General features: G+C 32.8%; 18 protein-coding genes and 1 pseudogene. 9 read left to right on the top strand and 10 right to left on the bottom strand.

Annotated elements, in window-relative coordinates:
• Positions 1-61: 61 nt before the first annotated feature.
• From AD998_14505 to AD998_14495, 3 genes are all read right to left on the bottom strand, one after another.
• Positions 62-283, bottom strand: a complete 222-nt coding sequence (locus AD998_14505) for a hypothetical protein (GenBank protein KOY87196.1) — start codon at positions 281-283, stop codon at positions 62-64.
• A gap of 86 nt (positions 284-369) precedes the next feature.
• Positions 370-1,647: a hypothetical protein gene (locus tag AD998_14500; protein ID KOY87195.1), complete on the bottom strand. Its 1,278-nt coding sequence runs from the start codon at positions 1,645-1,647 to the stop codon at positions 370-372.
• Positions 1,648-1,813: 166 nt separating this feature from the next.
• On the bottom strand, positions 1,814-3,442 hold the full coding sequence (locus tag AD998_14495; GenBank protein ID KOY87194.1) for a transcription termination factor Rho: 1,629 nt from the start codon (positions 3,440-3,442) through the stop codon (positions 1,814-1,816).
• Positions 3,443-3,752: 310 nt separating this feature from the next.
• Here AD998_14495 and AD998_14490 point away from each other — a divergent pair, with 310 nt between their 5' ends.
• The 7 genes from AD998_14490 to AD998_14460 all read left to right on the top strand — a co-directional run bounded on the left by AD998_14490 (position 3,753) and on the right by AD998_14460 (position 11,750).
• Complete coding sequence (locus tag AD998_14490; protein ID KOY87193.1) at positions 3,753-4,403, top strand: hypothetical protein; 651 nt, start codon at positions 3,753-3,755, stop codon at positions 4,401-4,403.
• Between the two features lie 34 nt (positions 4,404-4,437).
• On the top strand, positions 4,438-6,945 hold the full coding sequence (locus AD998_14485) for a Clp protease ClpC (GenBank protein ID KOY87192.1): 2,508 nt from the start codon (positions 4,438-4,440) through the stop codon (positions 6,943-6,945).
• A 72-nt stretch (positions 6,946-7,017) separates the two neighbouring features.
• Positions 7,018-7,722: a hypothetical protein gene (locus tag AD998_14480; protein KOY87191.1), complete on the top strand. Its 705-nt coding sequence runs from the start codon at positions 7,018-7,020 to the stop codon at positions 7,720-7,722.
• Positions 7,719-8,363, top strand: coding sequence for a hypothetical protein (locus tag AD998_14475; protein ID KOY87190.1), 645 nt, complete (start codon positions 7,719-7,721; stop codon positions 8,361-8,363). The genes AD998_14480 and AD998_14475 overlap by 4 nt, the downstream gene beginning before the upstream one ends.
• 55 nt (positions 8,364-8,418) lie before the next feature.
• Positions 8,419-10,785: a hypothetical protein gene (locus AD998_14470; protein KOY87189.1), complete on the top strand. Its 2,367-nt coding sequence runs from the start codon at positions 8,419-8,421 to the stop codon at positions 10,783-10,785.
• Positions 10,786-10,898: 113 nt separating this feature from the next.
• Complete coding sequence (locus AD998_14465) at positions 10,899-11,297, top strand: hypothetical protein (protein ID KOY88219.1); 399 nt, start codon at positions 10,899-10,901, stop codon at positions 11,295-11,297.
• A gap of 75 nt (positions 11,298-11,372) precedes the next feature.
• Entirely contained in the window at positions 11,373-11,750 is a 378-nt protein-coding gene (locus AD998_14460) for a hypothetical protein (protein KOY87188.1), read from the top strand.
• Positions 11,751-11,785: 35 nt separating this feature from the next.
• On the opposite strand, the gene AD998_14455 is transcribed toward AD998_14460, so the two are convergent.
• From AD998_14455 to AD998_14445, 3 genes are read right to left on the bottom strand one after another with little or no spacing between them, the layout of a single operon-like run.
• Positions 11,786-12,880, bottom strand: a complete 1,095-nt coding sequence (locus AD998_14455) for a hypothetical protein (GenBank protein ID KOY87187.1) — start codon at positions 12,878-12,880, stop codon at positions 11,786-11,788.
• A gap of 20 nt (positions 12,881-12,900) precedes the next feature.
• Positions 12,901-13,395, bottom strand: a complete 495-nt coding sequence (locus AD998_14450) for a hypothetical protein (GenBank protein ID KOY87186.1) — start codon at positions 13,393-13,395, stop codon at positions 12,901-12,903.
• The gene (locus AD998_14445; GenBank protein KOY87185.1) at positions 13,377-18,329 is read right to left on the bottom strand and encodes a hypothetical protein; all 4,953 of its coding nucleotides are present in this window, start codon (positions 18,327-18,329) and stop codon (positions 13,377-13,379) included. The genes AD998_14450 and AD998_14445 overlap by 19 nt, the downstream gene beginning before the upstream one ends.
• A gap of 141 nt (positions 18,330-18,470) precedes the next feature.
• Here AD998_14445 and AD998_14440 point away from each other — a divergent pair, with 141 nt between their 5' ends.
• Entirely contained in the window at positions 18,471-19,685 is a 1,215-nt protein-coding gene (locus AD998_14440; protein KOY87184.1) for a hypothetical protein, read from the top strand.
• On the opposite strand, the gene AD998_14435 is transcribed toward AD998_14440, so the two are convergent.
• From AD998_14435 to AD998_14425, 3 genes and pseudogenes are all read right to left on the bottom strand, one after another.
• Complete coding sequence (locus tag AD998_14435) at positions 19,675-20,193, bottom strand: hypothetical protein (GenBank protein KOY87183.1); 519 nt, start codon at positions 20,191-20,193, stop codon at positions 19,675-19,677. The genes AD998_14440 and AD998_14435 overlap by 11 nt on opposite strands.
• Positions 20,190-20,426: pseudogene (locus AD998_14430) on the bottom strand (hypothetical protein). The gene AD998_14435 and the pseudogene AD998_14430 overlap by 4 nt, the downstream one beginning before the upstream one ends.
• 140 nt (positions 20,427-20,566) lie before the next feature.
• Complete coding sequence (locus AD998_14425; protein KOY87182.1) at positions 20,567-21,649, bottom strand: agmatinase; 1,083 nt, start codon at positions 21,647-21,649, stop codon at positions 20,567-20,569.
• Positions 21,650-21,785: 136 nt separating this feature from the next.
• Here AD998_14425 and AD998_14420 point away from each other — a divergent pair, with 136 nt between their 5' ends.
• Positions 21,786-22,520, top strand: a complete 735-nt coding sequence (locus AD998_14420; protein ID KOY87181.1) for a hypothetical protein — start codon at positions 21,786-21,788, stop codon at positions 22,518-22,520.
• A 370-nt stretch (positions 22,521-22,890) separates the two neighbouring features.
• Here AD998_14420 and AD998_14415 read toward each other — a convergent pair whose 3' ends face one another.
• Positions 22,891-23,634 (bottom strand): histidine kinase, encoded by a 744-nt coding sequence (locus AD998_14415; GenBank protein KOY87180.1) that lies wholly within the window; start codon positions 23,632-23,634, stop codon positions 22,891-22,893.
• Between the last annotated feature and the right edge of the window lie 21 nt (positions 23,635-23,655).

Below are 23,655 nucleotides of genomic sequence, written 5' to 3'. Positions count from 1 at the left end.
AGAACAATAGTTGAAATCTACACAAAAATAAGGAAGGCTTGCAACTGCAAGCCTTTAAATTTTAGTACTCATCTTCGTTGAAGAAGAAATCTTCTTTGGTAGGGTAATCAGGCCAAATCTCCTCGATACTCTCGTAAGGCTGTCCATCATCTTCTAATTCCTGAAGATTTTCAATAACTTCCATAGGAGCTCCAGAACGGATAGCAAAATCCACTAATTCTTCTTTGGTAGCAGGCCAAGGAGCATCTTCTAAATACGAAGCTAATTCAAGCGTCCAATACATAAGCAATTATTTTAAAAGTTCGCAAATATAGGAAAAACGATTTAAAAACCAAGAAGTAACATGAATGTTATTCTTAATAGGTCAATTTATTTATTATTGTAAATTTTCTTTAATTCTCCGTCAAACTCCTCAAGCATAATTTGTTTTACTTGGATTTTACGTTTTTGGGTAGCCAAATTGAAGCTTTTATGCTCTGGTTTGTACTCTTGAGCACTTTCTGCAATGTTTACTTCCTGTTCATCTTTACGAATCAGTTCACGTAAGAAACTGGTCTTTATACGAAACTGGTCTAACATAGGTTTCTTATGAAAGTCAGGATATTTACGAATAACTACACGCATTAGGTAGCTTTCTTCAAAAATTCTATCACAAGCATATCTGAAACGATTTGCCAAATTTTTATCCAAATATTTAGGATTGGTTACTTCATTTTTCCAAGCTACCAGCAAATCTTTCGTCTGATTGTTACTGTCATCAGTATTGACACCTATCAAAGATTCAGCCTTTTTACAAAGTTTTTCTTGGATTGTTCTGGCTTGTTCGGCAGGGTCTAAGGGCTTGATTTGCTCAGCAGGAATACCCTCTTTATATTGTTTATAACGGAAAAAGAATTCGTTATTGATTTTCTTGAATCGCTCCCAATATCTTTCAAGTTTTTTCTGAGGTACTTTTCCAACAGCTTTCCAATCATTTTGTAATTGTTTAAAAGCAATTGCTGCTGAATCAAAATCTTCGGAGAGCTTCAGAATGCTAGCTTTATCTACAAGAATTCTGTATTTGTTCAGACGGTCTTTCAGCTCGTCGGCTTTATTCTTGAAAAACTCTTTCTTGTTGTTGTAGTAGGCTTTGATATGCGATGCAAATTCTTCTTCTACTTTGGCTTGTAGATGGTCTTCAACAGCTCCAGTTTTAATCCAACGAGTTTTGAGTTCGTCAATCTTGATACCAGTTTCTTTCCAGTCAGTATCATCTACCAAAGATGCTAGCTCTTGGATAATTTGGTTTTTAATATCCAGGTTTCTATGTCTATTGACATTGATAAGCCCTTTTAAGAAAGTTTCTTGCTCATCTAATTTCGCAAATAGTACAGGAAAATCACCCAAACCTTTAAATTCTTGGAGGTAAGTACGCAAATGAATGAGTTTCATTAAGAAAGAACCCTTATTTTCTGCGGATTCAATCATTTTCTCTAAATCTGCTACTTTTTTTTCAGCATCTTGAAAGCGTTTTTCAAAATACAGAATAGCAGCTTCATTTGTTTCCTTTACCACCCCAATCTCTCGGTCAGGCAAGCCCATATAACCCTTTAGAAAAACCTTTCCCTCGGAAATATAGCCATAAGTATGCTCGTAAGTAATATTCATAGCAGTAATTTGAAGTAGCCTTACACCCAACGGATGCAGGCTAAATACGTTGTTTGTTAAATGAAAAGTATTATAATAATTTTTTTAATCATTTACAAATGATGAAACAATTTTTTTTTAGAAGCGTTCCATAAAATGCAATTATTATTGAAAATGTGGTAATAATTTATCCATTCATAGAAAATAAAAATTCATTATTATCTTGAGTATTCTTCATTTTGTCAAGCAAAAACTCCATTGCCTCTCCAGCATTCATATCGTCCATAAATTTACGCAATACCCAAACTTTATTCAATTCATCTCTAGAAAGCAATAGATCTTCTCTTCTTGTTCCTGATGAAGGAATATCTAAAGCAGGGTAAACACGCTTGTTGGCAAGTTTTCTATCCAACTGTAACTCCATATTACCTGTACCCTTGAATTCTTCAAAAATTACCTCATCCATTCTTGAGCCTGTATCAATTAAAGCTGTTGCAATAATGGTTAAAGAACCACCATTTTCAACATTACGAGCAGCTCCAAAAAAGCGTTTTGGTTTTTGCATAGCATTTGCATCTACACCACCTGTCAATATCTTACCTGATGAAGGCACAACAGTATTGTAAGCTCTTGCCAAACGAGTAATAGAATCCAAAAGTATTACAACATCATGCCCACACTCAACCATTCTTTTAGCTTTTTCAAGTACCATCGAAGAAATCTTCACATGACGTTCTGCTTGTTCATCGAAAGTAGAAGAAATTACTTCAGCTCTTACAGAACGTTGCATATCAGTTACTTCTTCAGGACGTTCATCAATCAATAATATAATTAAATATACTTCTGGATGATTTTCAGCAATGGCATTAGCAATTTGCTTTAATAAAGTGGTTTTACCTGTTTTAGGTTGAGCAACAATCATTCCACGTTGTCCTTTTCCAATAGGAGCAAATAAATCAAGCATTCGAGTTGAAATCAAATCTGCTTTGGTGCTTAGCTTGAGTTTTTCTTCAGGGAAAAGAGGGGTAAGGTATTCAAATGGAATTCTGTCTCTAATTTCTTCAGTAGTTTTACCATTTACACTACTCACTTTGAGAAGAGCAAAATATTTTTCACCTTCTTTGGGAGGACGTATTTGTCCTTTTACAGTATCACCAACTTTCAAACCAAAAAGTTTAATTTGAGAAGGAGAAACATAAATATCATCAGGACTAGAAAGATAACTATAATCGGGGGAACGTAAAAAACCGTAGCCATCTTGCATAATTTCAAGTACTCCAGAGTTTTCTATCAAACCATCAAACTCACGAAGTCTGTCTTTATTCTTTTTTTGAAGATGCTGTTGTTGTTGTTGCTGTTGATTGAATGTTTTTTGTTGTTTCTCAGTGTTTTGGGGAATAATTTCTTCCAAAATCTCTACAGCAGGGTCTTCTTCTTGAGGTAAATCAGCAATCAGAGCATTAATATCAAATGGTTCTACGGTAAAATCGGATTCTTGACTTTCTTTTTCTTTTTCCTTCTCTTTTTTATCCTGTCCATTTGAATTACTCTGTTCATCAGTAGCATTTTTTTCTACATTTTGTCTGGGCATACGAGTACGCTTCTTTTTTGCTAGGTTCTCGTCATTTTTGGAAGCATCATTTTCTTCAATGTCTTCTTGAGAGTTTTCTGGAGTGGTAGGAGTGGGTTGCTCTTCCAGAATTTTGGTGATAAGCTCTTGTTTAGTTAATTTTTTGGCATTCTTGATACCTAACTTATCAGCAATTTCTCTTAGTTCTGAAAGCAATTTCAGATGTAATTCGTCGGATGTATGCATAAAAACTATACGGTAGGATTTTTTTGTATGGTTGTGATATTTGGTAAGCTAATTTGGTTGGAAAAAAGTTGATTTTTGCTCTCCATATTACCATAAACAATATAAAATTGTTTTTAGTATTTACACTCAAAAGTATTTAAGGTGATTTAGAAAATTGAATGGAAACTTTATAGTGTAGTGTGGCAGGAAAGCATTGCAATATTATAAGATATAATTGTATTAGTCAAGTACACACAAAAATATTTTTCAGAAATTTTATATTTGCTTAAATTTAACGAACGTTTTATTAGTATTGTAATCCATAAAATTGATGAAAATTGTTGTAGAATCACAGTATTTCCCACCTTTAGCTTATTTTTGTTTGTTTCTGAGTTCTGAAAATTTAACAATAGATATTTTTGAGTATTACCAAAAACAAAGCTATCGGAATCGTTTTCAAATCGTAACATCTCAAGGTACTCAAAGTTTTAGTGTACCTGTTGTAAAGGGAAATCAGAAAAAGGCATTAAAAGAGATAAAAATAGATTATCATGAAAGTTGGGTAAATGTGCATTGGCGAAGCATTTTTTCAGCTTATGGCAAATCACCTTTTTTTGAATATTATGCGAATTTTTTTGAAAAAATACTATACAAAAAACCAATTTTTTTAGTAGATTTGAATATGGAGATACTGACAACTTGTCTGAAATTAATTGGCATCAAGAAAAATTTTGAAATTACAGAAAAATACCTAAATTTAGAAAAAAATAGCGAATATACGGATTTTCGCTCAGCCATTCATCCCAAAAATAAAAGCCAAATAGACAGTATTTACAAGCCTATGGCTTATCAACAAGTGTTTGGCAGCAAATTTGAGGATAACATGAGCATCATTGATTTACTTTTTTGTGAGGGTAACAATGCTTATAATATTTTAAAAGCAAGTATTCCGAACAAATTAAGTCACGAAATTGTTACATAGAAACCGAAATTAGAAAGAAAAGGACTATATATACATGGAAGCAAAATTCTCCAACCAAGTAAAAGAAGTAATAGCCCTCAGTAAAGAAGAGGCATTACGTTTGGGGCATAGTTATATTGGCACTGAACACATTGTATTGGGTTTACTACGTGAAGGCGATAGTAAAGCTATCAGTATTTTAAAGCAATTAGGGGTTTCTCTTGAAGAACTTAGGCAAGTGATAGAACAAGCTATCAAAGGAACTGCCACCCATGATATTAAAAATATTGCCAATATATCACTAACCAAACAATCTGAAAAAGCTCTAAAAATCACTTATTTAGAAGCTAAAATTTTCAAAAGTCAAGTTATTGGTACAGAACACTTGCTTTTATCTATTCTTCGTGAAGAGGACAATTTAGGTTCTCAAATATTGAGTAAGTTTCATATAACTTATGAAATCGTGAAAAAAGCTATCGAAAACCAAAACACAGATCCTCATGCGGGACCAGATACTGACGATCCTGATGAGGAGCAAGGGAGAATGTTTGGCGGAGGTATGCGTGAAGCTAAAAGTACAGAAAAATCTAAAACTCCTGTTTTAGATAATTTTGGTAGAGACCTTACAAAAATGGCTGAAGTGGGCAAATTAGACCCCATTATCGGTCGTGAGAAAGAAATTGAGCGTGTAGCACAAATTCTTTCAAGACGTAAAAAGAACAATCCTATTCTAATTGGTGAGCCAGGTGTTGGTAAAACAGCCATTGCAGAAGGTTTAGCTCTAAAAATCGTTCAGAAAAAGGTATCAAGAGTTCTTTTCAACAAGCGTGTGATTACACTTGACTTAGCTTCTTTGGTAGCTGGTACAAAATATCGTGGTCAGTTTGAGGAGCGTATGAAAGCTGTCATGAACGAACTTGAAAAATCTCCAGACGTAATTTTATTCATAGACGAATTGCATACCATTGTGGGTGCAGGAGGGGCAAGTGGCTCATTAGACGCTTCTAATATGTTCAAACCAGCCCTTGCAAGAGGAGATATCCAATGTATTGGAGCAACCACACTTGATGAGTATCGTCAGTATATCGAAAAAGATGGAGCTTTGGCTCGCCGTTTCCAAGTAGTGATGGTAGAGGCTACCACACCTGAAGAAACCGTTGAAATCCTAAATAACATCAAAGATAAATACGAGGATCACCACCATGTGATTTATACCAAAGAGGCATTAGAGGCATGTGTGAAACTTTCTGATAGATACATCTCTGATAGATTTTTGCCAGACAAAGCTATTGATATTTTGGATGAAGCAGGTGCAAGAGTACACATCAATAATATACAAGTACCTGAAGATATTTTGAAACTTGAAGAGCAAATTGAAAATATCAAAAAAGAAAAAACACAAGTTGTAAAAAGTCAGAAATACGAAGAAGCTGCACAACTTCGTGATAAAGAAAAACGCTTAATTGACCAACTTGAAAGAGCTAAGTTGGCTTGGGAAGAAGAAACCAAAAAACGCCGTTATACTGTAACTGCCGAAAATGTAGCAGAAGTAGTGGCTATGGTAACAGGCATACCCGTACAACGTGTAGCTCAAACTGAAGGAGCAAAAATCTTACAAATGGGTGATGCTCTGAAAGGTAAAGTAGTAGGGCAAGATGCTGCTATTGAGAAACTTGTAAAAGCTATTCAACGTACAAGAGTAGGTTTGAAAGACCCTAAAAAACCAATTGGTTCATTTATATTCTTGGGTCCAACAGGTGTTGGTAAAACAGAATTAGCGAAAGTTTTAGCAACTTATCTTTTTGATAAAGAAGATGCTTTGGTTCGTATAGATATGAGTGAGTACATGGAGAAATTTTCTGTTTCTCGATTGGTAGGAGCTCCTCCAGGTTATGTAGGTTACGAAGAAGGTGGACAATTGACAGAAAAAATTCGCCGTAAGCCTTATAGTGTAGTACTTTTGGATGAAATTGAAAAAGCTCACCCTGATGTATTCAATATATTGCTTCAAGTACTTGATGATGGTATTTTGACAGATGGTTTGGGTCGTAGAGTGGACTTTAAAAACACTATCATTATCATGACATCCAACATTGGAGTTAGAGATTTGAAAGATTTTGGTACAGGCATTGGCTTTGCTACCAAATCCAAATCTGATAACATAGACGATGCGATGAAAGCAACTATTCAGAATGCGTTGCGTAAAGCGTTTTCTCCAGAGTTTCTGAACCGTTTGGATGATTTGATTATCTTCAATTCACTTGAAAAAGAGCATTTACATCAAATTATAGACTTGATGCTTGCTAAAGTGTTTGCTCGTATCGAAACACTTGGTTTCAAAGTAGAATTAACAGAAAAAGCCAAAGATTTCTTAGCTGAAAAAGGTTATGACCCTCAGTATGGTGCAAGACCTCTGGGTAGAGCTATCCAAAAATACTTGGAAGATCCTATTGCAGAAGAAATATTGAAAGCTGAACTTGAAAATGGAGATACCTTACTTGCAGATTATGATGGTACAGGTGATGCTCTGATGTTCTCTTTGAAAGATACAAAAACAGTTTAGAATTAATTAAACTAATATTACCCCTGAGAGAGTTTCTTAGGGGTATTTTTTTGCTCTTCTAATGATACAATTATGACTCTCAGATTACCTAAGTTACATGGAATTATAGATAGAAGGATACTCATTAATTTTGTAGCTGACCCAAACGTTGTGGCAAAACTGTTACCAGCACCATTCAAACCTAAATTATACAAAGAAAAAGCTATTGTTGGGATTTGTCTCATTCGCTTGAAAAATATAAAGCCAAAATATTTCCCTGATTTTTTAGGTTTCTCATCTGAAAATGGAGCACATAGAATAGCTGTAGAATGGCAAGAAGGCAATGAAACAAAGGAGGGTGTTTATGTTCCTCGAAGAGATACTGGATCTAAATTGAATGCTTGGATTGGTGGGAAACTATTCCCTGGCAAACATTATTTAGCTAAATTTGAGGTTAAAGAGTTTAATGATAATTATCAGGTTGCTTTTACAAGCTCAGATGATACAAAAATTGCTATTCAAGCAAAAGAAGCCAAGCAAATACCTCAGACATCTATTTTTGAAAATCTTACAAATGTATCTGACTTTTTTGAAAGAGGAGCAATAGGATACTCTCCCAATGGGAAAAAATTAGATGGAATCAAATTACACACGTATCAATGGCAGATGCAACCTTTGGAAGTAGAAAGTGTATATTCTAGCTATTTTGAGAATGAAGAGATATTCCCTAAAGGCTCTATTCAATTTGATAATGCTCTTTTAATGAGAGAAATAGAACACGAATGGCATGCTGTGTGAATGTAGAATTATCATATCTTAATTTTATGGAAGTATTAATGTTATTATTGGTAGTAGTAGGAGCATTTATAATTATTATAGTAGTAGTAGGATTAGCTCTGAAACTCATTGACAAATTTTCGCAAAAAGAAAAAAGCCCTTTTTTAGATAACCTTAAAACTGAATTTAATTTAGAAGAAACTGTTGAAAGTAGCCCTATTGCTCCAGATAAAACCTATTTGAAAGGTGTTTATCAAAATTGTTTATTTTCCATCATTTGTGATTGGTATAGACCTGTCAATGCTAAATCAGTGATTTTTACAACAAGAATATCCTTTGAAACACAAGAGAATTTACCTTATAACTGGATAGGAAAAACTATTAAGGCTGTAGAGAAAATACCTGAAAACAAAGCATTTGATGAACAAAACTTTATTTTGAAAGTTAATGTACCTTCTGAAATATTGCTTTCAGATGAGGTAAAAAAAGCAATTTATGAAATCAAGCAAATATTAAAAAGCACTTATCTGAATATTGTATTTAAAGATACTCAAACAATAGATTTTATTGTTTTTCAGGATTTAAGTAGTGAAAATATCTACAAAGCTTGTCAAAATATTATATATTCTCTTCCAAAAATAAAAAATATTCTTGTCAAATAAAATACCTTTTCATATATTCAGGCAAAATTGTAATATTTTGTTAATTAATTGAACTATGCAAAGAATTTGCTTTTTTATCTGTACTATTATTTTAATAGGACATACCCATTCGTTTTCCCAAAACAAAAAAATCTTAGACAGCTTAAAAAATGCTTACAAAAAAGTAACACATGATACTTCTAAGGTAAAAATCCAATTAGAAATAGCAATGCTTTATGAAAAAAGTAAAATTGATACTGCTTTTGCTGTTGCCGAGAAAATGTTTGTACAAAGTGAAAAATTGAATTACCAAAGAGGAAAAGTCCAAAGTATGTACATTATTGGTAGAAAATATTATGGAGAAGGAAATTATCCAAAAGCAACAGAATACCTCAATAAAAGCCTTAAAATAAGTGAGCAAATGCATTATAATGATTATGTAGCTCTTAATTCCAACAGTTTAGGGAATATCTATACTTTTCAAGGAAATTTCCCACAGGCTCTTAACTATTATCTTATCACACTAAAAATCAAAGAAAATTCATCAGATAAGTCAGGTACGTCAATCATTTTAAATAATATTGGTAATATTCACAAAAAGCAAAATAATTATCCATTAGCTCTAGAATACTACCAAAAAAGTTTGAAAATAAAAGAAGAGATAAAAGATAAGCAAGGTATTGCTGTGAGTTATAATAATATTGGAAATATCTATTTTGAGGAAACTAAATATGAGCAGGCTTTAGAATATTATCTAAAAAGCCTGAAAATCAAAGAAGAACTAAAAGATAAAAAAGGAATATCAGCAAGTTATAATAATATTGGAAACCTTTATACCAAACTAACCAAATACGAACAAGCTTTAGAATATTATCAAAAAAGTATTCAAATTAAAGATGAATTAAATGATGTAATGGGTTCAATATATTCGTTACAGGGAATGGCAGAAGTTTATTTGGCTCAAAAAGACTACGAAACCAGCATAGAATATGCCCAACAGGCTCTACGTATGTCAGAAGAAGTGAAAGCTTTAGCAGAAATAAATGTATTAACATACAGACTTTATGAAGCCTACAAACTAAAAGGAGAGTATAACAAAGCACTAGAATATTATGAATATGCCAAAAGAACCAATGATAGTATATTTAATATTGATAAAGAAAAAGCTATAGCGAATTTGGAAAGTAAGGCAACCTTAGAGAAAAAAGAAAAAGAACTCATTTTACTAGCCAAAGACAATGAACTAAACAAATTAAATGCAGATAAAAGAACCCAAGAACTTGAAATTGTCAGAAAAGAAACTGAAGCAGAACAATTATTGAATTTAGCTCGTTCCGAAAAAGATAAACGCAAAGCAGATAGTTTGTTTGCTGAAGCCCAAAAAGCAAGACTCGAAGCTGAAAACTTGAGAACAAAGAATGAAAATGACAAATTGGAACAGGAAAAAAGACAATTGACTTATTTGGCAGAACTGGAAAAACAGAAAAATATCAGGAATACTTTCTTAGGAATAGCCACTACTTTCCTGCTTCTGATGGTGGTAGTAGGAATAGGTTATCGTCAGAAACAAAAATCCAATAAACTGTTAGCTCATCAACAGGCTCAATTGGTAGAATTGAATAAAAATCTGGAAAGTCAAAAAGAAGAAATAGAAACAACTTACAATCAGTTAAAAATTACCTCTGATGCTTTAGGAAAAAGTATCAATTATGCTTCTCATGTACAAGGAATAGTGATAGCAGAAGCTGAAGATATAAGAAGTTTTTTTGAAGATGTATTTATCATTTACTTGCCCAGAGATGTGGTATCAGGAGATTTTTATTGGTTCTCTAAAATATCGGATACACAAAGTGTTTTTGCTGTGGCAGATTGTACAGGTCATGGAGTTCCTGGAGCATTTATGAGTATGTTGGGTTGTACATTACTCAATGAAATCATCAATGAACAGCAAATTTATCAATCACCTGCTCGAATTCTTGAGTTACTTCATGCAAGACTTCATAAAATTCTCAAACAACATTCATCCAAAAATAGTGATGGAATGGACATAGGAATAGGTTATTTTGAGAAGCAGGCAAATTCTACTACTAAGATTACATTTGCAGGAGCAAAATCAAATGTTTATTATTTTGATAATCAGGAATTAAAGGCGTTAGAAGGGGATAGGGTATTTTTAGGAGGAAGCCATACAGAAGTGAAATGTTCAGATAAATATGCCACTTTGGAAAATTCATCAACTATTTATTTTCAAACGGATGGATACATAGACCAAAACAATATGGAACGTAAAAGGTTGGGTTCAAAGAAATTACAGGAATTATTTTTTGAAGCACATCAAAAATCATTTGGGAATCAGAGAGAATATTTCCTTCAACAGTTGCATCAACATCAGGGGGCGGCTCTTCAAAGAGATGATATTACATTAATAGGAATATTGGTATAAAAAATAAAATAAAAAATATTTTGATGGGTGATTTTTTATTATTAAGTTTGTTGCGTATTTAACAAATGCGTATGCAAGACAATCATTTTTGCTCACAAGAACATTTAGGAAAAATAGTAGGGGATACACATGTTGCAATGGTGAAGCATTTGTCTAAAATACTCAAGGAAAATGATATACCTATCACTCCTGACCAGTTTCGGGTGCTAATGTATCTTTGGCAACAAGATGGAAAATCGCAACAAGAATTGGCCGTTTTATCTTGTAGAGATAGAGCCAATGTAACACGAATTATTGATATTTTAGAAAGAGAAGGTGTTGTAGAAAGACAGGATGATGAAAATGATAGAAGAATATTTAAGATTCATTTGACTGAGTTTGGAAAAACATTAGAATCTCAAACATTGGAGTGTGTTCAAAAATCAACAGAAGATGCTCTCCAAGGAATCAATCCATCAGATTTAGAGATATGTATCAAGGTTTTGAAAAAAATAGCTGAGAACCTTCAGTAAAAAAATTTAATCATATAATTGCGTATTTAACAATTGAATAATTAATATTTGTTACACCTTTTAAATTAAAAACGTATGAATTCAAAAACTAAAAACATCATCAACTGGGTATTAGCAGGTTTAGTAGGCTTTATCTTTGTAGGCAGTGCCATCAGCAAACTGACAGGAGGCGAAGAAGCACTCAAAATGGCAGCAGGAATAGGTTTGGACGCAAATTCTTTCCGAATAGTAGGTATTGTAGAGCTTATAAGTATTATTTTATTCTTAATTCCTCGTACAGGTATTTTAGGAACATTGCTTCTTGCTGCTTATATGGGAGGAGCAATAGCCACTCATTTAGAACATAATCAGTCTGTTATAGCACCAGCAGCTATTCAGGCATTTGTATGGATTGTAGCTGTCATTCGTTTTGAAGAACTACGTTTTAGGCTTTTGGGTGTGAAGAATGCATAACAAAAGAGAGAGGTTTTTCCTCTCTCTTTTGTATTTTATACTATTTTGACATTTTCTTGTTTGATGATAATTTTCATATTTTTAGGAAAATGTTGAGCTTTTTCATTGAAAATGACCATAAAAGGTTCTATATTTTCAAAAGTGTAGAGTTTTTTGGATTTATTGATGGATGTAAGTTGAATTTTAATATTTTCTACTTTATAGGGCATTTGCTGTTCATTTTCAAGGTAATAAGAGAATAAATTAGCTGTTAGAATTTGTCCTTTATCTTTAATTTGCTCATTAACCTCAATTTGTGAAATTTCAGGAGGCAATTTATAAGGGCTTGTAGGAGAGAGGAGTTTTAAAGGTTCTGGTAGCAGTGTAGAAATAGCAATTTCATTCTTTTCTTCTATTTTTACAGATTCAACAGTATCCTCTAAATAAAACTCAATTTTAGTCTGCTCTTTAAATTCTAAACCAGTAAGTCCTTCTTGTTCAATTCTTTGTTTAAGTTTTTCAGAGAAAAATAAGTCTATACCAAAAATTTCTTTATAGATATCAAAGTGGTGAGACAGAACAATTTTCTTTTCTCTAATATATTCTCTAGGTATTAAAGAAAATGGTGTCTCTGGAAAATAAGGATTACCATCTTTTTGCTCTAATAAGTCTTGTAAACTATCAACATGTAGTTGTGTATCATCATTCATCCAGTCAATAAAAATGCTCTTTGAATATTGAATAGGTTGGTTATCAATGGCTATTAGCAGAAAATAATAAGAATAAGTTTCTTCTTTATGAATAATATTGACAGGGTAATATCTATGATTAGGCAGGATAAATTCTTTTAATATTTCTTTTGCTTTAGGGCTGACAAAGAAACCAAGTGACGGATTGATTTCTATAGTTCTCATAAAATCATCTAATTTCTTGACACTTTTCCAAGTTTTAAATTCATAGAACTCAATATGTTTTTGGGGTAATTTTACATCTGCTGGATATTCTTCTCTCAACCATAAAATATTTTCAAGATACATAGGCTCTTGATGATTTATTTTATAAATAGAGTATATTTTATCATTATCAAATGATTCATTTTGAGACCTTTCTGATGCTATTACATCTGCTGTATAATAATTTAAAATTTTCATATTTTATGAACAAAAGAATACTATAAAAAATTAGGTCCTCCTCTTTTTTCTATGAGTTGTAAATTAGCTGTAACACCTCCCAAAAGTCCAGATGGAGAGTTCCAATCTGCACCACTTCCACGCTTATCTGCAATTAATGAATCTTTTTGAGTTTGAAGAAAATTCTTAATTTGATGGATATTATTTTTTGGTGTGTGTTCTGTTCTTGATACAAGTAAACTTTTGTCTGGGCAATTATAATAGGGGATAAAATACCCCACCAAGAAATCAAGAAATATATTTTTATCTGTGGAATTTTCTAGGATAGAATAAATCGTTTTCCAAAAAATTTCAGGCAATAAGCCATTAAGATGAGCAATGTAGGGTTCAATGTACGAATTATAACTTCCTAATACCCAATGCTCTCCATATTCTCTATCAAGTACAAAATATTTATCATTACCTAGAATAAAATTCTCTAAATCATTGGTTTCTAATGCAAATGCAAAAAGATTCTCTATTTTATTTTCTCCCATTGTGATGTAAAATTATTTAAAAATTGATTAATGTCTTTATTATGTATAACAGTTTCTGAGTTAATAAGGGCAGCTTCCATTACCCCATTTTTTGTATAACCTCCAGGAACCCATTCGCCAATAATAGCTCCTGCTTCATTTCCATTAGGAACTTCAAAATTGAAACGAGGATCAGCACCATCCACTTTTATATAATAAATTTCTTCTAAAGATAAATCTGTTGTATGACCTAAGTTTAATTCATCTCTTAAAACTTTCCAGTCATTGCCACTAGCTTTGTATTTTGCAATTACTGCATCCATCTCAGAGCGTAGTCCAACAAATTTTCGAGCAGGCATAGCACCATATCGCCCATTTTCTGTCCAACTTTTCACCACAATAAATCCTGCTCCTTCTTTTTTAAATTTATCAATATGTTTAGCAATGTAAGATTTACTCAAATATTGATCTGGTGTAGGAATCTTACCTTTATCAGGAATAACAGAGAAAACTCCATTTTCAAGTTTTGCTATTTCGGCTCCATTTTTATCTAAATATTTTAATACTCCACCATCTTCTACTACATTTATTCCACCATTTATCAATCTATTATGAATGTTACTCATAGATTTGGGCATTCCTTTGGCAAGCATTTTATCGTAAGTAACTCTTACATTACTTGGTATTTTAGCTCTAACAGTTTGTGTTGCAATAATATCACTGTATAATTTATTAATATCTATATTTTTAAATACTTCATCAATTTTTTTTCCTCCATCTATACATTGTTCTTGAATGATGTGCCTTAACTCTTCATTCATTGATTCCACAAATGAGCGAGCTTCGGGATTTGTATATCTATTTCTCTTACTGACAGCAAATTTTTGTAATAACTTTTCTTGGGCGTCATTATAATTAGGATGACTTGCATGAGTACCTTTAGGAGAAGCTATTAATTGCCCTTTTGAATTATATCGCTTTTTGCTACTATAACTTCTTAATTTTATACCATTGGCATCAGCATGATTAATCATAAATCCATCATCTACAGCTCTTTGAAGAACGGGATGTTTCATGGATTCAATGGTTGTCAGATGGTGTATATCTTCATCTGAAGCAATTTTTCCACCAGACTTTTTATATGTAGAATTAATGTGTTTTCTTTGTTTATATATTTTTTCATATTTAGAACCCTTTTTTGCCCATTCTGGAGGGCTTAGTTTTCCTAATTCTTTGCGTAAAACCTCTAAATCAGCTCCTCCTTTTTGACTTTTAGCCAACATTTCTTCCCATTTTGCCAACTTAGCTACATCATCTAAATCATCAAATTTATTTAGAAAGTCAAGGGAATCACCAATCACTAAACCATGCAAATTATCTTTTTTACCAGTTAGACTTAATCCGTTTTTATCTTGATAAACGATTTGCCCCAATTCATCTCTTCTTTTGGGAGAATAAAATAATCTTTTCTCATCAGGAGTTAAGTCCCTATCATCAAAAGTAGTTTTACCTGTTTTCTGGTCAAGTGTAGCTATCAGTATTCGAGAATTAAACTCACCCCAAATTTCAATTTTGCTACCATGTTTTTCAGCCCAGACACGCTTAAAGCCAAATACTTTTAAAATACGTTCTCTGAGGTCTTGGAGGTTTTTCACCCCTTTCGTGATGCCACTATTTAATCCATTAATTACATATTTGCCATTTTTGACAATCACATTTCTTAATTGTTTTACACCAGGGATATTTAAAATGGCATTTCCTACTTTTCTTTGAGTACGTCTGATGGCTACACTTGTTCTACGATAGGCTTTAGAGGCTTTTATGGTTGCTTTTACTCGTTTCAAAACATTGCCCAGTTTAGCCAACAGATATTCAAATAAAAATTCTGAAACAAGTACAGCAAAGCCTTTAGCAAGTTCTTTGCCACCTTCTTTGGGTTTCTGATTCCAAGAAAGTTCCAAATAATTCATCAAATGTCCTCTTATTTTCATCAGAGCTTCTGCCATAAAAATAACAGTCAGAGCTTGCATAATAACTTCTAAAACAGCTATTAAACCAGCTCCACCTGTAAAAAATGCAATAATAGCACCTACCGTCAGCACACCAGCAATGACAGCATACACAGTCATTTTATTCTGATTCCACCACATCTGTAAGCCCTTCATCATTTGTCTGCCTACATATTCAAGCCTTGTGCCTACAGGTAGAGGCGATGTTTTGAGTGATGGGTCTAAATTTACCTTTTGAGGTGCTTCAGGAGGCTGTTTGGTCTCCATGCTCTCAGGCTTTGCTTCAGCATCCATTTGTCCAATGTAATAATCCATTTTCGCTTCATCAGTCATGGAGGCTACATCAGGGGAGGGGGCAGGTTCAGAAACCTGTTCTGGAGTAGAATTTTCAGTTTGAGTGAGTTGGCTACTCAAATTGGTAACCATTTCATCTTCACCTTGTTGGGTAAGCGGATTGCCTCCAAACATGGCACCTTGTAAATCTTGAGTAGTTACAGCATTTTCTCCAGCTCCACCCAAAATCATATCTTGTCCTTCCTGAAGTTTGCTAAAGAAAGGCAAAAACTCTTGTCCTAAATGAAAAGGTGTGCCAGGAGCTTCAACATCATCATTATTTAATTTATTTTTATCACTTAATTTTCCATTTTGTTGAGTTTCTTGTTTGGTAGCATTTGTTTTAGACCCTAATTCGGAAGCTCTATACTGGTTTTCTTCCTCTTGGCTACGCTCAATATCTAAAGGGTTGCTAATATCTGCTCCTAAAAACTCTTCGGATAAAGCCCCTAAAGATTCTGATACAGAATGACGAGCTCCTTGTATCAAGCCTTTTACACCATTGTAGATTTTCATTAGAAAATCAGCAATCATTGAGAAATCCCCTAAAAGAGCTAAAAATAAAGCCTGATATACACTTAGCAGAGCTACAAGTACAGCCCCCAAGGCATCCAAAAACTTACAAACAGCTACTTTAAGCTTATCAGCAAGGTAGTTGATGGCTTGTTCTGCTTTATCTACAGCCTTGTCTATCAATCCATTAATTTTCTTGGCTGTTTCGGGGAAGGCAAATAATACAATACTGACAACGCCTTTGGCAAACTCACCATATGCTTTCACCATCTTAATGGCAAAGTTTTTGGCTTTGTCTATGAGTGCTACAGCAATTTTTTTGACACGCTCAATGGTGTTTTTTACAAATCGTTTGAGAGCATCAAACAAAGAATTAATCGCATTTTTAATACCTTCAATAAAACTACTAAATGCATCACCAACTTTTTCCCAAAAACTTCTTTTCTTATTTTTCGCTTCAGCTTTTTTGGCTTCGGCTTGTTTTTCTGTATTTACCTTTTCTTGTTTGATGGCTTTATCGCCTTTCTCATATTCCTGCCCAATTTCTTTGTTTACCTGCTCAGAATGCGAAGAAATATCTTTTTCTGTTTTATTTTTCTCTGTATCTAAATCCTTTTGAGCTTTATCAAGAATTTTATCATTTTCTTGTTTCCATGTTTTTCTATTTTGTTCTACTTCTTGTTGCGATTTCTTTTGAGCAATTTTCTGTTCTGCCTCCACTTTAGAAGTTTCATCTGCAATTTTTGTATCTGTAGCTTTTTTTTCTTGCTCCGATTTGCTTTCTTTCTCTAATTTTCCTTCTTTTTCTTTAGCAATGCCTTGCTGAATTTTGGCATCAATTTGCTGTTTTGCATTCTCATTGAATGTTGCAATGGCTTGAGCAGGTAGTTTTTCTACTTTTTGTAAAGAAAGTTCAGGAGCTTTTTCTAAAGCAACAATTTCAATCTGAGGTTTTAATTTTTCTTTTTTGATTTCAGGATACAGATTATTCTCCCCAAAATCTTTCTGAATTTCTTGGTCTGCTTTCTGTTTATTTTCTAAAGTTTGTTTTTCAGCTTGGTCTTTTTGCTGTTCATTTTGTTCAGGATCAGCTTCGCCCACCAAACGTACTTCAGGTTTTCGACCTAAATCTTCCTTGATACTTTCGTCTTTGGATGGAATGGTATCAATAGACTCTTTGATTTCTTCAATACGTTCACTGATAGCTCCTGAGCCAAATATTCTAGAAAAGAAACTTTTAATTCTTTCTACAACTCCAGCTCTTTCTTTTTGTGTAGGAGTAGGCTTGGAGGGATCTATTTTAGACTCAACTTTTATTTTATCTTTAGGATTTTCTTTTGTTTTGGGCTGAGCTTTGAGAGCTTTGGCATTGTCTTTAGCTAATTTGCTACCTTTCTCAACCTTCCCTTTTTCATCTTTAGTGGGCAGACCTGTGGGTTGGTCTATTTCAGGGAGATTGTCTTGGAGGTCAGTTTGCTCTTTTTGTTGTAATTCTTTTACAGTAGTTCCGCTTTCGCTTACACCCATCATAAAATCGGTAGGAGAGCTACTACCCAAAGAATTTAGATAAGCACTACTGTCAGATTTATCCAATTGAGGACTTTCTAAACTACCAGTCTCTTCATTGCCGATTGGAGCTTCTTTGACACTTTTTATCTGCTTTTTTTCGTCTTTAGGCTGTTTTTTATCAGAATTAGGCTTGTTTTGTTTTGCTTCGGGCGTTTTATTTTCTTCTAAGGAATCTTCTTTGTTTTCTTGCTGATTTTCTATATCGTTGCTTTCAAATGTTGGATTATCACCTTTTTTCTCTTGATTTTCCTCATTTACGGGTTTAATTTCTGTTTTCTGAGTTTTTTCCTCTTCTTTTTCGGTATTTTCAACTTTTTGTTTTTCCTTATTTTCAGCTTCTTCCATAGCAATAAGCTCTGCTAATCGCTTTTGACGGCGAGCTGATTGTGCTTCCATTTTCGCTTGTTTTTCAGCAGCTAAAAGCTTTTTACGCTCTTCTTTGGAAAGTTTTTTGTCATCAATTAGAGATAAGTCTTGATTTGTATAATCGTCATATCCCCAATCGTTATAATTATGGTCGAAATCAGCCATTGAGCTTTAAGAAAACTATTTCATATTTTACCCAATTTTAGCTAAAATTTTAGAAATTGCCAAAACAAAAATATGAGAAAAGTATTTATATTTGTATGTTAAAATATTTATGTAATCGAACATTATTGAATCTAAATTTTTATGAAAGTCAGTATTTTATTATTTTTTATTACAATTGTCAATTTTTCAGTTGTTTATGGGCAAGATGCTTACCAACAAGGCTATTTTATCAAGAATAATGGCGAAAAGATAAATTGTTTAATTAAAAACATGGATTGGGAAAATAATCCAACCAGTTTCAATTATAAACTTTCTGAAAGCTCTCCCAAAGAAACTACCACTATTGAACAAGTTCAGGAGTTTGAGATTACAAACTTTGCCAAATATCAGAGATTTAAAGTAAAAGTAGATACCTCTAGGTCTGAAATTAATTATTTAAGTGATAATCAAGCACCTGACTATAAAGAAATGACATTGTTTTTGAAACTTTTAGTTTCAGGCAAAGCCAATTTATACTTCTATCACAAAACTAATATGAATCGTTTTTTCATTCAGGTAGATAGTTTACCCATAGAACAACTAATTTATAAAAAGTACTCTGATAAAGACGACCTTATCAAAAGCAATAACTTGTATAAAAATCAGCTAATCAATTATTTGAAATGTGAGAAAATATCAGGACAAGAATTCATTAGAACGGAATACAATACCAAATCATTAACCAATATCTTTTTAAAATATAACTCTTGTTTTGGACAAGAACCCATCAATTATGTGAGCAAGCCTAAAAGAAAAATACTGAATTTAGGAATACGAACGGGTTTAAATATAGCTTCTATAAAAATGTCTGGAGGAAATTCAGGTGTTTTTGATGCAGAGTTTAAAAAATATTTAACACCAAGAATAGGACTATCAGGAGAAGTTGTTCTTCCATTTGATAATAATAAATGGAGCATTTTATTAGAACCTAATTTTCAATATCACAATTTAAAACAAGACTTTAACATTCAATTTGCTACTAAAGAGATAGCAGAAACAAAATACAACGCTATTGAAGTACCTATTATAATTAGATATGGTATTTATGTAGCAAAAAATGCAAAAATATTTTTGAATACTTCTTATGTTTTTGATATTCCCATAAAAAAATCAAAGATGGATTTTGATGGTCGTAGAGATATAAAAATGAGTACAAGTAGTGGTGTAGCTTTTGGGATGGGGATGGAATATGCTAATACATATAATTTCGAATTTAGATATAACTTAAAAAGAGATTTACTTGCCAAAGAAGTCTATATCAATGCTGATTATAGCACTATAAACTTTATATTTGGATATAATTTTCTTAGGAAATAGTTTTACTCATCAGCCATTCATCGTCAAAGATCTTATCACCCATTTTGAAGAACCATTTCCCAGCTTGGGTGAAGCCCAATTTCTGATAAAATGTAATGGCTTGAGTATTTTGTCCCCATACACCCAGCCAAAGTGTATCAAATAGTTCTTTTTGAGCAATTTGGATGATATATTCCATTGTTTTTGAACCCAAACCTTTTCTATGAGTTTGTTCTAAAAAGTACAATTTATCTATTTTTAAGAAGAGTTTTCCCAAATGAGCATAATTTTCAGGAATACAGTTTTTGATGATTTTTGCATAACCCATAGGAATAGCATCATCAAAAATAAGTAAAAACAAAATATCAGGATTAGAGAAATCTTGCTCAAAGTGAGAAATTTGCATGTTATCGAGGATATAATGTTCTACCAATTCCTCGCCATCAATGGGTGTCCATTTCTCTCGGAATGTACTTTGAGCAAGATATAAAACTATGGGTAAATCTTTTTGAGTGGCTACATGAATCATCTGCCAGAAATAGGAGTTTTGGGACGAGCCTTGATGAAAATTCTTTTTACATAATAGCCAGCAAGAGCTGAAATTGCTCCCACAATACCTCCCAGCAAACCAGTTATAACAAAAAGCCATTCACTTGTATTGGCAATACCCAACATGGTAGCAATTCTACTGGAAAGAATCTGGTCGTTTTGGATATCTTGCCAAAAAGCCATACCTGACCAAACCAAGAAAACAGAAAAAAATGCTGAAAAGAAAACTCCCCACGCTGTTCTGCCCAATACACCAGCTACCACATAACTAATTACAGCGACAGACCAAATTTGCCAGTGCATAAAATATTGAGCAGAAAATACCAATATTGCGATGAATATAAAAACCATGATTATTTTGCTAGCTTTAACTTTCCTTGGGAAACTCCCATCCAATTACACAATTTAAACAACATTCTAGCTCCAACATTGGCATCCCATTCTTCATTTTCTACATCTCCACATGCCACTTCTACCAAATCGAAACTGATAATTTTTTTCCCAGAAGCTACTAGTTTTTTAAGTAAAAATACAATTTCTGCAAACTCGAAACCACCTGCTACGGGTGTACCTGTATGAGGGCATAGTTTAGGGTCAAGACCATCAATATCAAAGCTAATATATACATTTTCAGGCAAGTTCTTAATAATTTCATCACAGATATTTGCCCAAGAAGCACCTTCGTATTGTTTTTCTCTGATGGCTTGGTCAAAAAAGGTAACAACTCTGCCATTAGAATTCTTTATAAGATTTGCTTCTGCTTCACAATAATCTCTGATGCCTACTTGTACCAATTTAGAAATTTGAGGTATTTTAAGAGCATTAAACATGATAGAAGCATGTGAAAACTCAAAACCCTCATAAGCATCTCTTAAATCGGCATGAGCGTCTATTTGTAAAATACCAAAATTATCATATTTGGTAGCTAATGCTTGCATCAAACCTAAAGGTGTACTGTGGTCACCACCCAAAAGAGCTACCATTTTTCCTTTATTTATCCATTCTAACGCAGTTTCTTTTACCCAATGATTCAATTTTAAGGCTTCTTTATTAACTACTTCAGGAATCTCTCTAAGATATGTAATTTCTTTATCTGCTTCCTCTGGCATTTGATCTTCGAGCCATTCAATATATGTTTCTGCTTCTTCTCTGAGCGTTTCGTTTAACTCAAACCATTTATCAGGGAAGGGGAGCATTGTTACTCCCATATGCCAAGCATTTTCAATATCTCCATCATACAAATCTACTTGAGCAGAGGCATATAAAATTTCTTCAGGAGCAATGGCTGTACCAGCACTATAAGATACAGTTACTTCCCAAGGTACAGGCATGATGATAAGTTCTGCACTATTTTCATCAAAAGGTAGCCCAAATAGCTTGCCAGATGAGCCTACATCATTTGGATTAAAGTTACGTATAATTTCTTCTTTGCTCATAAATACAGATTTGTATGCTTTTAAACGGCAAGTTGATACATTTTTTTTGTTTTGTCAAGATAAAAACATAAATTAACCTTTAGAATTTTATTTATTCCACTAAAATATTCTTAATCTCAAATCTTTACTTCGAATTATGAGTGCAACTTTTCCCTTTGAAAAAATATGGTTTGGTGTAGATTTGGACGAGTTACGTCCAATTGATGCTACTTATGGTGGTGAGCCTTTTGATTTACTACCTATCATAGATAAAAAATATTTGGATGGAAATTTTAGCTATTTGAGTAATCAAACTGTCAAAGAAATTGATGAAAAAGTACCTGATTATGTAGATAAGCCCTTTAAACCTACACAAGAAAGCAATATTTTTAAAATAAATGCTAAATGGAAGCAAAAAATAGATACCATCCAAAACAACTTGCCAAGTCATATCATACTACCTACAGCGTTAGTAAAATTTATGTCAGCTCCAATTGCTCACGATTTAATACCCTCTTGTACAGCTTGTTACTTCGATTTGCCTGATAGAATTACACCTTTTACTTGGCTCGGTGAGAAGGGATATATTTTTCATTTTTATAGAGATCAACAAGACTGCCTATTTTGGTATTATTATGTAAGAGATACAGGTGAAAGTTGTATTTTAGCTTCTGCCATTCCTTTTGAAGACGAAGGAATAGGAAATGAATTAACAGATGAGATAATAAAACAAGAAGTATTTTATACAGCCGAAAATTTTGAAGAATTTATTTATCGAACTTGGATTGAAAATATACTTTGGTTTAATATAGAAGAAGGTGAAACATCAGATAATCAGACACAAAAACTTTGTGAGGAGTATGTTAATCATTACAAACAACTCAAAAAATAAAAAAGTACCCACTATAAGTGGATACTTTTTTGAACACTGTTTAAGATACACACCTGTTTATATAAGTGTTTTATAAAAACTTTGATACAAAACTTTACACCTAACTACCCAACAAACTTGGAGCCAAAAGTGCTAAAGCTAGCACTAAAAATAGAAGTATGGCAAATGCTTTCATACGTTTTATACTTTTAGTGATGTTTTGTATATGTACGTACTTATAAAGACAAGGTTTTTAAAATAATAAAAAAAAAAGGTTACACTTACGTAAGATTTTTGCAAAGAAAAAACCCTAAAACAGATTATAGACTCTGTGTTTAGGGTTTTTATTTTTTTTACAACTCAAAAAGCTTGTAAGAGTTTTTGCATAAAATTACTTTAATGACTGATAAGCCATCAAAAATTCTTCTTTTTTATCTTTAGAAATGCTGACACTATCACCATTCTCCATCAAAATATATCCACCATCTTGTCTGATAAATTGTTTCACTGCATTCAAATTGATAAGATAAGAACGGTGTGGTCTGAAAAAGAACGAATGGTGAAAAATTTCTTCAAAACTTTTGATATTTCGAGAAACTAAAAATTTTCTACTATCTCTTAAAAGTATAGTGGTGTAAGCTCCTTCTGCAGTGAGGTACATAATATCATTTAGTTCTACAAATAAAAATCCTTCAGAAATAGGAAGAGCTACTTTGCTCACTTTCTCTTGTCCTAAAGCACTTTTCATGACTTGTATGCGTTCTTTGGACTGTTGAGAGTGCTTTTCTTTTACCTTCTCAACAGCTTGTATAAGCTTTTCTATCTGTATAGGCTTGAGCAAATAAGCAATGGCAGATACTTCAAAAGCCTGAATAGCATACTCTTGATAAGCTGTTGTAAAAATTACCTCAAAATTTACATCTTCAATGAAATCAAACAATTGAAAACCGTTATATTGAGGCATTTCTATATCTAAAAAAACTAAATCAGGTTCAAATTTCTTGATAGCTTTTACACCTTCGGGTACACTATCTACAGAGGCAAGTATCTCTACATCAGGGCAATATTCTTTAATTAATTCTTCCAAAACTCTTCGAGCTTTGGTTTCATCTTCAATAATAATAGCTTTTGGCATAAATGGAAAATTTCAAATTGA

This window comes from bacterium 336/3, from assembly GCA_001281695.1.
In the GTDB taxonomy this organism is placed as follows: Bacteria; Bacteroidota; Bacteroidia; order Cytophagales; family Thermonemataceae; genus Raineya.
This window is presented reverse-complemented; position numbering and strand designations above follow the sequence as displayed.

What these genes read in the sequence shown, in the direction of transcription:
- AD998_14505 (KOY87196.1), bottom strand. Translation starts at nt 283, where the DNA reads ATGTATTGGACGCTTGAATTAGCTTCGTATTTAGAAGATGCTCCTTGG.
- AD998_14500 (KOY87195.1), bottom strand. Translation starts at nt 1,647, where the DNA reads ATGAATATTACTTACGAGCATACTTATGGCTATATTTCCGAGGGAAAG.
- AD998_14495 (KOY87194.1), bottom strand. Translation starts at nt 3,442, where the DNA reads ATGCATACATCCGACGAATTACATCTGAAATTGCTTTCAGAACTAAGA.
- AD998_14490 (KOY87193.1), top strand. Translation starts at nt 3,753, where the DNA reads ATGAAAATTGTTGTAGAATCACAGTATTTCCCACCTTTAGCTTATTTT.
- AD998_14485 (KOY87192.1), top strand. Translation starts at nt 4,438, where the DNA reads ATGGAAGCAAAATTCTCCAACCAAGTAAAAGAAGTAATAGCCCTCAGT.
- AD998_14480 (KOY87191.1), top strand. Translation starts at nt 7,018, where the DNA reads ATGACTCTCAGATTACCTAAGTTACATGGAATTATAGATAGAAGGATA.
- AD998_14470 (KOY87189.1), top strand. Translation starts at nt 8,419, where the DNA reads ATGCAAAGAATTTGCTTTTTTATCTGTACTATTATTTTAATAGGACAT.
- AD998_14460 (KOY87188.1), top strand. Translation starts at nt 11,373, where the DNA reads ATGAATTCAAAAACTAAAAACATCATCAACTGGGTATTAGCAGGTTTA.
- AD998_14455 (KOY87187.1), bottom strand. Translation starts at nt 12,880, where the DNA reads ATGAAAATTTTAAATTATTATACAGCAGATGTAATAGCATCAGAAAGG.
- AD998_14450 (KOY87186.1), bottom strand. Translation starts at nt 13,395, where the DNA reads ATGGGAGAAAATAAAATAGAGAATCTTTTTGCATTTGCATTAGAAACC.
- AD998_14445 (KOY87185.1), bottom strand. Translation starts at nt 18,329, where the DNA reads ATGGCTGATTTCGACCATAATTATAACGATTGGGGATATGACGATTAT.
- AD998_14440 (KOY87184.1), top strand. Translation starts at nt 18,471, where the DNA reads ATGAAAGTCAGTATTTTATTATTTTTTATTACAATTGTCAATTTTTCA.
- AD998_14435 (KOY87183.1), bottom strand. Translation starts at nt 20,193, where the DNA reads ATGATTCATGTAGCCACTCAAAAAGATTTACCCATAGTTTTATATCTT.
- AD998_14425 (KOY87182.1), bottom strand. Translation starts at nt 21,649, where the DNA reads ATGAGCAAAGAAGAAATTATACGTAACTTTAATCCAAATGATGTAGGC.
- AD998_14420 (KOY87181.1), top strand. Translation starts at nt 21,786, where the DNA reads ATGAGTGCAACTTTTCCCTTTGAAAAAATATGGTTTGGTGTAGATTTG.
- AD998_14415 (KOY87180.1), bottom strand. Translation starts at nt 23,634, where the DNA reads ATGCCAAAAGCTATTATTATTGAAGATGAAACCAAAGCTCGAAGAGTT.